General features: G+C 61.6%; 16 protein-coding genes. 10 read left to right on the top strand and 6 right to left on the bottom strand.

The features are described from left to right. Nucleotides 1–27: 27 nt before the first annotated feature. From H156_RS0110770 to H156_RS16070, 4 genes are all read right to left on the bottom strand, one after another. The gene (locus tag H156_RS0110770) at nt 28–492 is read right to left on the bottom strand and encodes a MarR family winged helix-turn-helix transcriptional regulator (protein ID WP_228370223.1); all 465 of its coding nucleotides are present in this window, start codon (nt 490–492) and stop codon (nt 28–30) included. Between the two features lie 209 nt (nt 493–701). Continuing rightward, nucleotides 702–992: a hypothetical protein gene (locus tag H156_RS0110765; RefSeq protein WP_017365572.1), complete on the bottom strand. Its 291-nt coding sequence runs from the start codon at nt 990–992 to the stop codon at nt 702–704. Between the two features lie 465 nt (nt 993–1,457). Further along, a complete protein-coding gene (locus tag H156_RS0110760; RefSeq protein WP_010962009.1) occupies nt 1,458–1,895 on the bottom strand; it encodes a VOC family protein in 438 nt (145 codons plus the stop codon). A gap of 94 nt (nt 1,896–1,989) precedes the next feature. Next, nucleotides 1,990–2,781 (bottom strand): class I SAM-dependent methyltransferase, encoded by a 792-nt coding sequence (locus H156_RS16070; protein WP_238536873.1) that lies wholly within the window; start codon nt 2,779–2,781, stop codon nt 1,990–1,992. Nucleotides 2,782–2,927: 146 nt separating this feature from the next. Here H156_RS16070 and H156_RS0110750 point away from each other — a divergent pair, with 146 nt between their 5' ends. From H156_RS0110750 to H156_RS0110720, 7 genes are all read left to right on the top strand, one after another. Then, entirely contained in the window at nt 2,928–4,595 is a 1,668-nt protein-coding gene (locus H156_RS0110750; RefSeq protein ID WP_238536872.1) for a pyridoxal phosphate-dependent decarboxylase family protein, read from the top strand. A gap of 95 nt (nt 4,596–4,690) precedes the next feature. Continuing rightward, nucleotides 4,691–5,284, top strand: coding sequence for an imidazoleglycerol-phosphate dehydratase HisB (hisB, locus tag H156_RS0110745; protein WP_010962006.1), 594 nt, complete (start codon nt 4,691–4,693; stop codon nt 5,282–5,284). A gap of 46 nt (nt 5,285–5,330) precedes the next feature. Then, complete coding sequence (gene hisH, locus H156_RS0110740; protein ID WP_010962005.1) at nt 5,331–5,984, top strand: imidazole glycerol phosphate synthase subunit HisH; 654 nt, start codon at nt 5,331–5,333, stop codon at nt 5,982–5,984. 37 nt (nt 5,985–6,021) lie between these two features. Next, the gene (gene hisA, locus H156_RS0110735) at nt 6,022–6,753 is read left to right on the top strand and encodes a 1-(5-phosphoribosyl)-5-[(5-phosphoribosylamino)methylideneamino]imidazole-4-carboxamide isomerase (protein ID WP_010962004.1); all 732 of its coding nucleotides are present in this window, start codon (nt 6,022–6,024) and stop codon (nt 6,751–6,753) included. A gap of 1 nt (nt 6,754) precedes the next feature. After that, nucleotides 6,755–7,519: an imidazole glycerol phosphate synthase subunit HisF gene (hisF, locus tag H156_RS0110730; protein ID WP_010962003.1), complete on the top strand. Its 765-nt coding sequence runs from the start codon at nt 6,755–6,757 to the stop codon at nt 7,517–7,519. Next, nucleotides 7,516–7,902, top strand: coding sequence for a phosphoribosyl-AMP cyclohydrolase (gene hisI, locus H156_RS0110725; RefSeq protein WP_010962002.1), 387 nt, complete (start codon nt 7,516–7,518; stop codon nt 7,900–7,902). Before hisF ends, hisI begins: the two co-directional genes overlap by 4 nt. A 3-nt stretch (nt 7,903–7,905) precedes the next feature. Beyond that, nucleotides 7,906–8,223, top strand: coding sequence for a phosphoribosyl-ATP diphosphatase (locus H156_RS0110720; RefSeq protein ID WP_010962001.1), 318 nt, complete (start codon nt 7,906–7,908; stop codon nt 8,221–8,223). Nucleotides 8,224–8,376: 153 nt separating this feature from the next. Here H156_RS0110720 and H156_RS0110715 read toward each other — a convergent pair whose 3' ends face one another. Both H156_RS0110715 and H156_RS0110710 read right to left on the bottom strand, forming a co-directional pair. Then, nucleotides 8,377–9,297: a GIDE domain-containing protein gene (locus tag H156_RS0110715; protein WP_017365569.1), complete on the bottom strand. Its 921-nt coding sequence runs from the start codon at nt 9,295–9,297 to the stop codon at nt 8,377–8,379. Between the two features lie 5 nt (nt 9,298–9,302). Further along, entirely contained in the window at nt 9,303–9,875 is a 573-nt protein-coding gene (locus H156_RS0110710) for a LemA family protein (RefSeq protein ID WP_017365568.1), read from the bottom strand. 77 nt (nt 9,876–9,952) lie between these two features. Here H156_RS0110710 and H156_RS0110705 point away from each other — a divergent pair, with 77 nt between their 5' ends. The 3 genes from H156_RS0110705 (at nt 9,953) to H156_RS0110695 (ending at nt 15,158) form a co-directional block, all read left to right on the top strand. Then, nucleotides 9,953–10,495 (top strand): gamma carbonic anhydrase family protein, encoded by a 543-nt coding sequence (locus H156_RS0110705; protein ID WP_010961998.1) that lies wholly within the window; start codon nt 9,953–9,955, stop codon nt 10,493–10,495. A 340-nt stretch (nt 10,496–10,835) separates the two neighbouring features. Further along, nucleotides 10,836–14,789, top strand: a complete 3,954-nt coding sequence (locus H156_RS0110700) for an FG-GAP-like repeat-containing protein (protein ID WP_050998198.1) — start codon at nt 10,836–10,838, stop codon at nt 14,787–14,789. A 24-nt stretch (nt 14,790–14,813) separates the two neighbouring features. Then, complete coding sequence (locus H156_RS0110695) at nt 14,814–15,158, top strand: phenylpyruvate tautomerase MIF-related protein (RefSeq protein WP_017365566.1); 345 nt, start codon at nt 14,814–14,816, stop codon at nt 15,156–15,158. Nucleotides 15,159–15,176: the final 18 nt, after the last annotated feature.

Genomic DNA, 15,176 nt, shown 5'->3' with positions numbered 1-15,176 from the left:
TATATGCACCTAATAGGGCGAAAGATTTCACCGTGGCAGGGTTGCGTCGACCAGGGTCGCCATGTTTTCCCGCAGGGCTTGCAGCCGGTCGGCTCCGAGTTTCGCCGCCAGCCGGTCTTGGGCCTGCTGCCAGAGCGGGTAGGCCTGCCGCAGGACGGTGACCCCTCGTTCCGTGATCACGACCCGCCGGGTCCGGCGGTCCGCGCCCGGCACCACGGCCACGAGACCCTGTTTTTCCAGCACGTTCAGATTGCGGGTCAGCGTCGTCCGATCCATCACCGCCATTTCGGCCAGCCGACTCACCGTTACCGGGCCGGCGATTTTTGCCGCAGCCAGCAGGGAAAACTGGGTGCCCCGAAGGCCTGCGGGACGCAGGGCGTCGTCATAGTGCTGGCCAACCGCGCGCATGGCCTTGCGCAGGTTGAATCCTGTGCAGTCCATGCACGTACGGTAGTCCGGTTCGTGTTCGGCCGAGGTTTCCGAGGGAGTCACGATCTTGCGCTATGGAGTCGTCGATGAATATGAGTATATACACCTATTCGTTGGCGTCAACGCATCCGCGAGGCAAATGGAGGTGGCGGCTGTACCCGCCGCAAAAAATACAGGACGGATACGCCGTCCTGCCCAAAAACGATGGGGATTGAGGAAGTCCTTTGGTTTGTCGTGGGGATGGAGCCATCCCGCCAATCCTGGCGGGAGGTTTATCTGCCGCAGTCGTAGGCCTTGGCGGTGGCGATGCCGTTGAACGCTCCGGACGGCTTGAGGTCACTCCAGACGATGTGGCTTGCGCCGATCTGGGTCGCCTCTCTTTCCGCGGAAGCCTTGGCTTCGGGTTGCCAGCTCCCGAATTTCTTGCCGTAGCCGGAAGATCCCCGGACGGTTTTCAGGAACTGGCAGTTCTTGACGTCGTTTTCGGTGACGATGTCGGGTTTGGCATCGGCCTGCCCGGCCAGGAGGCCCATGGTCAGCACGATGCCTAAGGTGGTTGTCATTCTGGTAAGCATGGGGCGTTCCTCTTGGACGGGTCTGAGTGTAGCTGTCGAATGCATCATTATGGTGCATAAATCGATATTGCACCAACGATGTGCGTAATATCGTATGACGTTTCGCCTCAAAACGAAACCCCCGGCTTATTCTTTTTTCGGCTGGTCGAAGGTCTGATTATGCTCAGGAGCGTGCCTGGCCGTCTTCCCTGGCAAAGGGATGGGCAGTCCGGCAGGGACAGGAGGGTGAGTGGTCCATGATGGGGCGGCGCTCAGTGTTGGGGCAGAAATGCCCGGGCTGGAGCGGCGGGGGTGTCGGCTTTGCCGGGTGGCGCTGCCGGGTTTGGCAGTCCGGCCGGTTACTCTCTGTGGCAAATGCCGTTTTCGGGACGGTCGATCGGTTTTGGCGGTTCCGACACCTTCTCGCCGCCGTCGCAGGACGACACCTGCCACGGCCGCCGCCCAGGAGAGGCTTCAGTGTTTGGAGAAGAAGGCTTCGGCGCGCTGCTTGAGCTCCTCGGCCGGCACGTCCTCGATGTGGGTGGCGATCCACCAGATGTTGCCCGATGCATCGCGCACCCCGCCGTGGCGGTCGCCGTAGAACTGGTTGGCGAGCGGCGCGATCGAAGTCGCTCCCGCATCGAGCGCGCGCTGGTAGGCGGAGTCGGCGTCGGGGACATAGAGATAGATTGCGCCGGGCATCGGCTGCCACTCGCCTCGGGCCTCGCTCAGCATGATCACGGAGTCGCCGACCCGCATTTCGGCATGGCCGACGGTGCCGTCCGGCCGCATGATCCGTTCCCATTCCTTCGCGTCGAAGGCGGTTTTCATGAACTCGATCAACTCGTCGGCGCCCCGCACCACCAGATAAGGGATGACGGTGTGATAACCATCGGGGATAGCTTTAGCCATGTCTTGCCTCCTGTGCTCGCGACCTGGGACGACGTTTTGACGGACTAAGGATTCTAAGCGTAATCGCAGTCCTGCATGGAAGCCAACATTCCGCTCACGGTTCTGCGCCTTCGCCCCCGTGAATGAGGGATAGGAACGGTTTTGCCGCGAACCGTGCCGGTTCCCGCGTCGTCGCCCGTACCAGAGCGCCGCCCAGTCTCCGCGCGCCGAGCGCCTTCCAGAGCGCTTCGTACCAGCCGGTCACGTAGCCGTACCAGTCCGGGCCGTGCGTATCGACGATCCAGTCGCGCTCGCGGGCGAACCGCTCCAGGAGGTTCTCGTACCAGACTGTAAACCGGGGGGTCCAGTCTTCCCGAGTCTGGAGCTTCCAGCCGGTCGCGGCGAGGGTGTCGCCCACTGTTTCGAATTCGATCGGATTCCCGATCTCGGGGCCGAGTTCGGGGGGTGGGGGCTGGGCCGCAGGCCGGGTATAGTCGACGAGGAGCAGGATGCCTCCCGGCCGCGCGGCCATCCTCATTCGGCGCAGAGCCTCCGTCTGGTCGGGGATGGCGTACAGGGCCGTGAACAGATAGACGAGGTCGAATCCCTGGAATTGCGGCCGTTCCATGCGGCAGACGTCCTGCTGCAGGAACCGGACGCCGGGATAACGCATCCTGGCATACTCGATGGATGTGGCGTCGATGTCCACCCCCGTCACTTCGCCCCAGCCATGGCGCCAGAACCAGTCGGCGGTACCGCCGCGACCGCAGCCGACATCCAGCAGACGGTGAATCCTTTCCCGCGGGAGTCCATCGACCGCGGCGGCAATGGCCTCCTCTTCGCTGGGGTGGGCGTAGTCCCCGTTTCTGGCGCGTGCCAGGATGGCCTTGCCGGCGGGAGAGTTCATCCGGAAATCCATGCGGGTGCCTCGACAGGCTCAATGGTGTGGGAAGTATATCGTCCGCCCCCGGAGCTGGATCTCGGCGGGCGCTTGGTTTAGTTTGCTGCGATCGAGTGTTCCCGAACGGGAGCAGGGCAATGAGGACGGAGCGCGTGAACACCCATCATCGTCATTACAGCGAGATCCTGGATGCCCTGAAGATCTGTTTTCCCTCACCGGTATCCAATCCGGTCATGGACGGCTACTTCGTGCATACCTTGTCCTGTTTCCTCGACAGGGTGGATGGCCTCAAGTCGGCCTCACCCATCCTGGGTTCGACGCTGGATGGTGATTATTCCGCCCAGCGCGCCTTGCCGATGCCGGAGCGGATGAGTTCGATCGAGCAGATCACCGCGATGTTGGCGGACTATTGCCGTGGCATGGTGGTATGGGCACATCCCAATGCCCAGGCCAACGTGATACCGCCGCCCACCATCGCCAGCATCACCGCCTTCATCGCCAGCGCCATCTACAACCCGAACATCATCTGGGACGAATATTCGGCCCGCTTCGCCGAAGCCGAAATCGAAGCGGTGGCCATGCTGGCGGATCTGGTGGGCTACGAGCGTGAAAGTGCCGGCGGGGTGTTCACCTTCGGTGGCACCGGCACGATACTTTACGGCCTGAAGCTGGCCCTGGAGAAGATTTCCGGTGGCCGCGCCATGCATGAAGGCATCCGCAAACCGTACAAAATACTGGCTTCGGGGGTGTCACACTATTCCCGGGTGAACGCCGCTGGCTGGCTGGGGCTCGGTACCGAAAACCTGGTCACCGTGCCGACGACGCTGCAGAACGAGATGTCGCTGACTCATCTGGAAAGTGAGCTGCGGAGGCGGTTCGAAGCCGGCGAGGAGGTGGCGGCGATCATCGCCACCCTCGGCACCACCGACGCCTTCGGCATCGACGATCTCGCCGCCATCGCCGATATCCGGGATGCGCTGGCGGAGGAATACCGCCTGCCGTACCGGCCGCACCTCCATGCCGATGCCGTGATCGGCTGGCCGTGGTCGGTGTTCAAGGATTACGACTTCGAGCTGAATCCCTTGGGATTCCATGCCCGTACCCTGCGCTCGCTGCAGGATTCGGTGGAACGTATCGGCCTCCTGCACCGCGCTGACAGCATCGGGCTGGATTTCCACAAGACCGGCTACGTTCCTTACGTATCCAGTGCCGTGTTGGTCAAGAACCGCGACGACCTGGCATTGCTGAGTCGCGATCCGGCGCAGATGCCCTATCTGTACCAATTCGGCCATTACCATCCGGGGCTGTTCACCTTGGAATGCTCCCGCTCCGGCGCCGGCGCGCTCGCCGCGCTGGCCAATCTCCGGCTGCTCGGGAAGGAGGGCTACCGCGTCATCCTCGGCCACAGTGTGGAAATGTCGGAGCGCCTGCGCGAGCTGCTGGAGGAGCTGGACTTCGCCTATATCCTCAACGGCGGCAACTTCGGGCCGGTGACGCTGTTCCGTCTCTACCCGCCGGGCATCGAAGCGGCAGCGGCCTATCAGCGGGAACTGACCGATCCGGCGTACGCGGACATCCTGGAGCGCCACAACCGTTTCAACCGCGAAATCTTCGACCGCATGCATGCCAAGGCGGTGAAAGGCGAGGGCGTGCTGTTGTCCTGGACCGACGCCTATCGCGACGCGGGGCGCGGCAACGGCCGCATTGCGGCTATCAAATCCTTCATCATGAGTCCCTGGACCGACCGACGCACGATCGATCGGGTGGTGGACCAAGTGTGGCGGGCGTGGGAGGTCTGTGGGCCGGGTTTTTCGGCCTGAATGGCCGGACAGCGTCCGGGGGCTTATGCTCGTACCCTACGCGGTATATCATAGGCATTCCGACGGCCAGAACACGATTCATTCTTCCCTCCTCCATGAACAGGCGAACCGCTGAGGTCGAGCGTTATACCCTGGAAACGCAGATAAGGGTCCAGGTCGACCTGGACGGCACCGGCAAGGGTAAATTCCGTAGCGGCGTACATTTTCTCGACCACATGCTCGACCAGGTGGCGAGGCACGGCTGCATGGACCTGGAGGTCGAAGCGAAGGGTGACTTGCACATCGACGCCCACCACACCGTGGAAGACATCGGCATCGCGCTCGGCCAGGCTTTCGCCAAGGCGCTGGGCGACAAGCGCGGCATTCACCGCTACGGCCATGCCTACGTCCCCCTGGACGAGGCGCTGTCGCGGGTGGTGATCGATTTTTCAGGACGCTCCGGTCTGTTCTACGAGGTCGAATTTCCCCGCGACCGCATCGGCGACTTCGAGGTGGATCTGTTCGTCGAGTTCTTCCGTGGATTCGTGAACCACGCCCAGGCGACGCTGCACATCGACAATCTCAAAGGGCTGAACGCCCATCACGTCGCCGAGACCATATTCAAGGCGTTCGGGCGCGCGGTGCGCGCGGCCGTCGAGCGCGATGCGAGAACCGCCGGCGTCCTCCCTTCGACCAAAGGTCTGCTCTGAGTCCGACCCTCGATCCATCTTTACTTTTCCGACAGAACCTGAGCTTATGTCTTCGGTGGCGGTCATCGATTACGGCATGGGGAATCTCCACTCCATCGCCAAGGCGCTCCAGCATGCAGACGCAAACGCCGCTGTCACGGTCACGTCCGATCCGGACGTGATCCTTGCGAGTGATCGCGTGGTGTTCCCCGGGGTGGGAGCCATGCGTGACTGCATGGCGCACCTCGCCGAGCGGCGATTGGAGCAGGTTGTCCGCCGCGCCGCCGCTGAGAAGCCGTTCCTCGGCATCTGTCTCGGCATGCAGGCGTTGCTTGAAGAGAGCGAGGAGAACGGCGGCACCCGCTGCCTCGGCCTCATTACGGGCCGGGTGCTGCGGTTCCCGGAAGGGCTCACCGGTGCTGCCGGCGAACCGCTCAAGATCCCGCACATGGGCTGGAACCGTGTTCATTTCAGCGACCCATCCCATCCGCTTTGGGCCGGTATCCCGGCGGAGAGCTGGTTCTATTTCGTGCATAGCTATTACGCGGCGCCCGCCGATCCGGCCGACGTCGCCGCGACCAGCGACTATCCCACCCCGTTTGCGGCGGCCGTGGCGCGGGGCAAGGTTTTCGCGGTGCAGTTTCATCCCGAAAAGAGCCAGGCCGCCGGTTTGCGTCTGCTGGCCAATTTTCTCCGGTGGGAACCTTGGTCATCCCGTTGAAAAACCCGCTACTGAGGGCGTTGAGGGCCTTACGTTTATGCTGCTGATACCGGCTATCGACTTGAAAGACGGCAAATGTGTCCGCCTGCGGCAGGGCCGCATGGAAGACGATACGGTGTTTTCCGATGATCCGGTGGCGGTGGCCGGCCGCTGGGTCGCTGCCGGTGCCCGGCGCCTGCATCTGGTGGACCTGGACGGGGCTTTCGCTGGCAAGCCGCGCAATGCCGAGACCATCCATGCCATCCGCGAGGCCTGTCCCGACGTCGAGATCCAGGTCGGCGGCGGTATCCGCGACGAGGAGACCATCCAGGGTTATCTGAACGCCGGGGTCGATTTCGTCATCATCGGCACCAAGGCGGTCAGCGCGCCCCATTTCGTGAGCGATGTCACGGCCGAATTCCCCAACCACATCATCATCGGCCTGGACGCCCGCGACGGCAAGGTCGCCATCGACGGCTGGTCCAAACTCTCACACCATGACGTGATCGACCTGGCGCAGAAATTCGAGGCGGATGGCGTGGAGGCGATCATCTATACCGACATCAGCCGCGACGGCATGATGGGCGGCGTGAACATCGAGGCCACCTCCCGGCTGGCGCGTGCGATCCACATCCCCGTGATCGCCTCCGGCGGCATCACGACGATCGACGACATCAAGGCGCTGGGCGAGATCGTCGGCGACGGCGTCATTGGTGCCATCACCGGCCGGGCGATCTATGAAGGCACGCTGGACTTCGCCGAGGGTCTCAAGCTGGCGGAAACCTTCTAGCATGCTGGCCAAGCGCATCATTCCCTGCCTTGACGTCGACAACGGGCGCGTGGTCAAAGGCGTCCGTTTCGTCGACATCCGCGATGCCGGTGATCCGGTGGAGATCGCCCGGCGCTACGACCGGGAGGGAGCGGATGAGCTGGCCTTTCTCGACATCACCGCCAGTTCCGACGACCGCGAAACCATGGTGCACGTGGTCGAGCAGGTCGCCGGCGAGGTGTTCATCCCGCTGACGGTGGGGGGCGGCATCCGTACCCTGGACGACATCCGCCGCATGCTCAATGCCGGTGCCGACAAGGTCAGCATCAACACCGCCGCGGTGTTCAATCCCGAGTTCGTGCGCGAGGCCGCCGAGCGTTTCGGCTCGCAGTGCATCGTGGTGGCCATCGACGCCAAGCAGGTGAGCGAGGACCCGCCACGGTGGGAGATTTTCACCCACGGCGGACGCAAGCCGACCGGGCTGGATGCCGTGCAATGGGCGCGGCGCATGGTCGAACTGGGTGCCGGTGAAATCCTCCTCACCAGCATGGACCGCGACGGTACCCGTTCCGGCTTCGACCTGGGACTGACCCGGGCGGTCAGCGACGCGGTCGGCGTGCCGGTCATCGCCTCCGGCGGCGTGGGCAATCTCCAGCATCTCGCCGACGGTATCCTGCAAGGCCGGGCCGATGCCGTGCTCGCCGCCAGCATTTTCCATTTCGCCGAGTACAGTCTCGGCCAAGCCAAGGATTTCCTGGCCACCCAGGGCATCGAGGTGCGCCGGTGAGCGCCTGGCTCGACGAGATACGCTGGACCGCTGACGGTCTGGTGCCGGTGGTGGCGCAGGAAGCCGGGACCGGCCAAGTGCTGATGGTGGCGTGGATGAACCGCGAGGCCTTGGCTTTGACCGCCGCGGAAGGCTACGCGGTGTACTGGTCGCGCTCGCGCGGCCGGCTGTGGCGCAAGGGCGAGGAGTCCGGCCACCGCCAGAAGGTGCTGGAAATCCGCATCGACTGCGACGAGGACGTGGTGCTGCTCAAGGTCGAACAGGCCGGCGGCATTGCCTGCCACACCGGCCGCCACCACTGCTTCTACCGCGTGCTGCAGGACGGCCGCTGGGTGACGGTCGAACCCGTCCTGAAGCCGCCCGATTCGATCTACGGAGCCTGAGTGATGGACGTCCTGCACCGGTTGGCGGAAATCCTGGAACAGCGCAAGACCGAAGCGCCGGACAAGAGCTATGCGGCGAGCCTGTATGCCAAGGGGCTCGACACCATCCTCAAGAAGATCGGTGAAGAGGCCACCGAAACCGTGATCGCCGCCAAGGACGGGGAACCCGGAAAGATCGTCTACGAAATGGCCGACCTGTGGTTCCACTGCTGCGTACTGCTCGCCCAACAGGGGCTCGGGCCGGACGATGTGCTGCGGGAGCTGGGCCGGCGCTTCGGTATGTCGGGTCTGGAGGAGAAGGCTTCGCGCAAACTCGGTTGAGGGGGCGTTGCGGCTTTTTCCCTTCTCCCACTGGGACGAAAACGCCGGGAGCGATTTTGGTCGAGCGAAGCTCGCCGGCAGGGTTTCGGGCTAGATTGTCCGGAAAACAAAGGTCGCCCGTGGGGCCGGATGAGGGAGGGCGCTTCCCGTCACTCAACCATTCCACAGCCTGGCCGACACCGCGCCGCCCAGGCTCGCGGCGACCAGGAAACCCGTCAGCCAGGCCAGCCCTAGCCACAAATGGCGCCGGGCCAAGTGATCCTGGGACAGCGCCGAGATCAGGAATCTCGACCCGTCACGCGGTTTCCTCAGCACGTTGAGCTCCACCGAATGGGCTGCGGTGCCGCGCCGTCGAAACACCTCGTCGCGGGCCGATTCCCGCGCCTTCTCCCATTCCGCCAGGTCGATGTCGCCATCCTTGTTCTCGTCGAAGCGCCGCAGCAAAGCCGTCTTGTCCCGTTTCCAGGCTGCCAGCAGATCCCGGGTCTCTTCCTCGGGGGAGCAATCGCCGCCGCCGATGCCGGCGAACTGGCCGGAAACGAAAAGCCACTCGCCTTCGGGGATGCGGGACTCGGTATAACGGTAGGGTCCGGCCGGAAGCAGGACCTCCCAGACACTTCGGCGGCCGCGCGGCGGGCCGCCGGGCTGCGGGTAGAGGCCGCGCCAGCTCAGGCGGATGGGCGGCAGTACCTCGGCGTCCTCGGGATCGACGACACAGCGACCGGTTTCATCCTCGATTTCGAAGATGGCCGTGCTGGTGCCCGCGTCGATCGTTTGCCAGCTTGAGTCTCCGCTGCCCCGGTCTTTGCGTTCCAGCGTGTAGCGGTACCACACGCAGCGTTTCCCGCTCAAGGGTGCGATGATGGGGGCGCCCGCCATCATCCGGGCGCGTCCTTCCAGTTCGACGTATCCCTGGGCAGCCGAGCGAATGCGCGAAGTCGGCCGGTCGGTGATCGCCCGGCCATGGCCCAGATGGCGGAAACCCTGCCACAGGCACAGCGCCGCCATGGCGGCGCTCAGCCAGGTCAGCAGCCAGATTTCGTGTTCCCCCGCCGCCGCGAGCCAGCCGGACATACCCATCAGCCGAACAGGGCGCGCAGGTCCGGGTTGCTGGTGTCGGTATCCGAGAATTCCAGCAGGTCGAACGGCTTGAAGCCGAACAGGCGGGCGATGACGAGGTCGGGAAACTGGTCGAGCCGTACATTGTTGGCGTTGACGTGATCGTTGTAGAACTCGCGGCGGTCGGCGATCGAGCTTTCCAGCTCGGTGATGCGACGCTCCAGCATCCGGAACGACTGGTCGGCTTTCAGTTCGGGGTAGTTCTCGGCTACGGCGAAAAGGCTCATCAAGCCTTGACGCAGCTCGCCCTCGGCTGCGCCCAGGGCGCGGACGTCGTGATGTTTGCGGGCCGCGGAGACGCCACCGCGGGCCTGGATCACCCGTTCCAGCGTTTCCTTTTCGTGCTTCATGTACTGCTTGCAGGTTTCCACCAGCTTGGGCAGCTCGTCGTGGCGCTGGGCCAGGAGCACGTCGATGTTGGCCCAGGCTTTTACGGTATCATGCTTGAGTTGCACGAGACGGTTATAGATCAGGATCACGTACAGGGTGATCAGGATCAGCACCCCGAAAAATATGAAACCGGCGATGGGCATGGCGACTCTCCTCCTGCGTGGGGTCCAGTATAGCGGCCGGCGGCCATCGCCAGAACGCCGACCGGCAGAGAGGAAAGATGGCGATTCAGACCTACAATGGTATCCACCCCACACTGGGCCATAACGTATTCGTGGCGGAAAGCGCCTTCGTGGCGGGCGACGTGAGCCTGGGCGACGATGTTTCGATCTGGCCCTGCGTGGTCGCCCGCGGCGACGTCCACCGCATCGAAATCGGCCCCGCCACCAACATCCAGGACGGCAGCGTGCTGCACGTCACCCAGCCCAGCGCCTTCAACGAAGCCGGATTCCCCTTGATCGTCGGCGCCGGCGTCACCGTCGGCCACCGCGCCGTGCTGCACGGCTGCACCATCGGCGACCTGTGCCTGATCGGCATCGGCGCCATCGTCATGGACGGCGCCGTCATCGAGGACCGCGTCATGGTCGGTGCCGGTACCCTGGTCCCGCCGGGCAAGCGCCTGGAAAGCGGCTACCTCTACGTCGGATCGCCCGTCAGACAGGCGCGGCCTCTGAAGGACTCCGAACTCGAGTTCCTCGTCCATTCCCGCGACGGTTACGTCAGGCTAAAGGAGCGGTATTTGCGCGACGGTGTTATGTTGTGACCCAACATGCGCAAGACTCGCGGGCCGAGGGCAAGGTCATCCTGAGTTCCGTAAGCTTTGTGCCCATAGGGATGGAGACCTCCTGCCGGGAAAAAACGCAACACCGTTTGCGGTCCGTCCGATCTCGGCTCCCCATAGGGCTTTCTGCAGTTCCATGGGTGACCAGACATGGATGGATTTTCCGGGAGGGCGCTCCCGCCGAATTTTGCAAGGATTCATCTTGACAAGCCCAAAAAAGCTGGTTTTAGAATTCCGACTCCTATTCTAGGAAAGCGGAATCTCGTATGTGAGCTTGTTGGCAGACGTAGGCAATTTGGTGCCATTCGTCAAGGAGCTTACCATGTCACGAACCATCCATCTCGCACTCATACTCGCAATCGCTCTGCTGGGTCTTGTTCCGGCCAAGCCCTGCTCAGCCGACCCGGACTTCTCCAAGATCGGCGACATCCTCTCCGGCAAGCGCCGTCTGTTTCCGGTGGACGACCTCATCGTCACCCAGATGAACCCTACGGGATTGCAGGTCCAGACGATCGTGCAAACGAAAAACGGTGGCCTGGGTTCGCAGCAGAGCTATAGCAATCTCCCCAATCCTGGAAGCTACGCCACAGGGATCGGGCGCATGTTCAAGCTGCCGCGCGACGTGTTGGTCACGGTGGTCCAGGATTCGGTCGTGATCCAAGATCAGAATCCAAACGGCACGGTGACCCGCACCTTCCCTCTCAACGTAAGCGGCACTCCGAACTTGAACCAGTTTCCGAGGGCGGATTTCACAGGCGACGGTTATGCGGATTTCGCCTACCTCGTCGGCAACAGCATCTATATCCTCACCGCAAAAAACGTCGAAAAAATCGACGATGGGCTGTTCTACAGCGAAGCCGGTGCGGCACCCTTCGACTTGACCAACAAGTGGGCAGTCCTGGCCGCCGGGGATTTCGACGGCGATGGCATACCGGAAGTGGCGCTCGCCGCCGCCCAGAACAATAACGTCACCGTCACGATTTACACCGTGACGGTGACTCACGACAGCCAAGGGCGCCTCGCGAACATCTCGCTCGCGCCTTCCGGCTCCACGGCATTCACCATTCCATCGAGTACCAATTTGGAGATGGCCATGGTGGCCGGCGTGTACAGCGGTGCCGTCAATCCGCAGACGGCGCTGCCGCTTTCCGATCTCGTCCTCATGTACAAATACAGCCTTGGCGACACAGATCATGTGGACCTGCGTTCGCTGCAGGTCGAAGTGGCCAGCACCAATCCCACCGTATACAGCATCGCGGTGGCCGATACGGAAAACTGGGGCGCGACCGGTAACGGCGTTTGGAAGATTGCGATGGTGAGCGACAATCTCGACTTTTTTGGTGACTCGGAGCAGATCGTCGCCACCACCACGGAAACGCCAGGAGAATATGCGCATGTCGCGGTGTTTACCCTCGACGGCAATCTCAACATCTATAAACCCAGGGAGCAGATTTTTAGCTTATTGGAACACGATCAGGAGGGAAATCCCGTATACTCCGCTGGAATCTATTCGGTCGCCGTCGGCAACTTCGATCAGGAAATCGAGCAGAACCAGCCGATCCAGCTCGAGATCGCGCTACTTTGGTACAAGGGCACTTATAATCCTCCCCCTGTCCACCAGCCCGTGTATCAAGCCCAGCTTTGGCTGTTCCACGTAGACCCGTCCAACGATTATGCGCTGTCGCCGGTTCCGGGCGGGAATGTCCAATTTACCGGACCACAAGGCGGCCTCTCGCATCTGATGGCGGGCGATACCCAAGGCCGCTCCGCCTTGCTCGGGAATCCGACGAAGCTCACTTCGACTTTCACGCAGCCCCTGACGATCCTCTCCATGCCGCCCCAGCACGTGGACTGGATCACCCCGGCCGATGGAACGCAACCTGAAGTGTTGAATCTATCTGGTCATAAGGGTTTCTCCAGCACCTACCAGATGGAGCAATCGCAATCCAATCAATCCTCGTCAGAAAGCACCACCAGCTTCAGTCATTCCATTACAGAAAGTATTTCTGGATCTTACTCGTGGGGCGTGCCAGACGTATCTACTATATCGATCACAGTAAAAGCCGGATCTACTCAGCAGTGGCAGGACTCGGTGGCAAAAAAATATAATAAATACTCCAAGTACGCGTTTGATTTGAGTGTGCAGACCACCATAGATGACGATATCTGGATCAAAGATGAAACGCAAAACATATACGTCTATCCAGTCATCGGACAGTATGTTTGCCCGCCGAAGCCAGGCTCGCCGACGCCTCTGTGCAGCCCCAGCGAACTGGTGCAGCTCAATGTGATGTTTTCCGGGCCGAGCGATGTCAGCTATGCTCATTTGGACGGCGCCAAGGTGGAGTGGTACCAGCCCGTACACGAACCCTTCAATGTTTTCTCCTATCCTTGGAGTTTGCAGCAGCTCCAAAAACTCGAACCGAACATCGATTTATTGACTTCGAACTCCCCGCAGCTTTTCGCCACTGACGGCTCTCAGCAGACGCAAAAAACGAACTGGTCGGCTGGTCAAGGCAGTACCGTGACCGTGGGTTCGGCTCACAACTATTCCTGGTTCCTGGACCTTAGCATTTCGCGAAACGCCAAGGTGGGAGCCGGTGGCTCGTTCAACTTTTCGTACAATGGCAGCAAATCGATCAGCAATCTCAATACCTCGACGATTTCAGTGGGGGCGTCCACGGGGATCGGTATCATCAAACCCGGTACCTTTGTTGACCCCCAAAACTACCAGTACATGGTAGGTTCGTACATCTTTGGCACCAAGCCGGATCCTGACACGCAACAGCTTGATCTCGGTACCGACGTGCAGACGAACGGCATCCTGCGCGCAGAATATACAGCCGATCCAACGAACCCAAACAGCGGTTCGTGGTGGCAGACAAACCCCTATTCGCTGCCCGACGTCGCGCTGAACCATCCGGCTCGCTGGACCATCGTCCAGGGTAACAAGCTTGCTCCCAATTGCCTGTTGGTCCAGCCCGGGTTGCCCGGAACCTGGTGTGCGAACTTTAACGCCCCGGATTGGGATCCTGATGATCTCTGGACCAGTCAATTCTTATGGATGAAAGGCTTGCTGATCTCGCCCGGGGAAGCAAACGGGGAGGGTCCACAGATCGCGAAGGCGCGCGCGGGCGAAAAAGTGCGACTGCAGGCCCGCGTCTACAACTATTCGACGACCGATGTGCCGCCGGGAAGTTCGGTGCAGGTTCGATTCTACGGCCAGCCATTCGATGAGACGACGAAAATACCGGCCGGCGATGCCTTCCTGATCGATCAGGTTTCGCTCGCGCCGATCCCGGGGTTCAATTCGCAAACCAACTCAGCCGAGGAGCAGCAGCCGAACTGGGTCTTGGCCAGCACCGACAAACTGGACACCACCGCCCATGCCGATCAGTATCTCGCGTTCTGGGTGCTCGTATGGATGCAGGACGCCCAAGGCAACCTCATCGGGGAGATGCCCGGCCACGGTCTCTACCAACTACCCGGTACGTTTACCAGCATCACCGATGCCGCCGGGCTGGTCGAAGCGTACAGCAACAACGTCGGTTTCTATCCCAGTTTGTTCTACGTCGCCCCGCCCAATGCCCCAGGCGCGAGCCACGCCGGCAATGGCAGCGGAGACGTGCGACTCGATCGGATCCAGCTTTCGAGGCGAATCGCGCTCCTCGGAGACAAAGTGACCGTCCGAGCGAACGTACATGCCGAAAACGACCACGATCACCTCACCGCCCTTTTCTACGATGGCAATCCGGAAAAGGAAGGCAAGGCCTTTGAGTACGAAACCGTTTCCCATATCCGGGGCGGCAGTTTCTATCATCTCAAAACGATCTACGACGCTGATGATTGCGGGATTCACGACATCTATCTCGACCTTTGGCCAGAAGGTATCCGCACCCATACCAAACTCTATGTGACTCTGGATCCACGCCCTATCATTTCCGACATGCTTGGATACCTGCCGCAGCCACTCTCTGCTTCTTCCATCGATCCTCCATTGTCACTGCGCCCTGTAACGTCTATGCGTTTGCTGCATCGACTGGTTCCAACTGAAGCTTTTCCATTCGAAGAGCACAGCGGGGACGCGGTTACACATTTGCAGGCAGCGAAAAAGTTCTTTGGGGAGAGGGATAACGCCTCGGCGCTTGCGTCCCTGCAGAAATTCGAAGCGCATCTGAGGAGCCAAAGCGTCAAGTCCTTGTCCGCCCGGCAGATCGAAATCCTGCTTGGCCAAACGCAGCGCATTCTTGACTGCGTGAAGCCGTGGCCTCTTTGAGCTGTCGTCAAAAAGGAGAACACCATGCCATACCTGAAAATCCATATGAACCGTGAGCTCGAACCGGGGAAGTCGAAAGCGCTGCTGGCTGCGGCTTCCCAAAGAATGGCCAGCGAACTGGGCAAGCCGGAACGCTATGTGATGGTGGAACTCACCTCGAATCCGGCCATGCTTTTCGCCGGCACGGACGAGCCGGCGGCTTTCGTGGAACTGAAGAGCATCGGCCTCCCCGCCGGCAAGACCAAGGCCCTGTCCCAGACCCTGTGTTCGCTGCTGCAGGATTCCGCCGGGATAGCGCCGGCGCGCGTCTATATCGAGTTCACCGATGTCGCCGGGGGATTCTGGGGATGGAACGGCTCCACCTTTTGACGGGGTAGGACGCGTTCC

It is taken from the genome of Methylococcus capsulatus str. Texas = ATCC 19069, assembly GCF_000424685.1.
Taxonomy (GTDB): Bacteria; Pseudomonadota; Gammaproteobacteria; order Methylococcales; family Methylococcaceae; genus Methylococcus; species Methylococcus capsulatus.
Note: the sequence above shows the minus strand (reverse complement) of the source record. Positions and strands in the feature narration are given on the sequence as shown.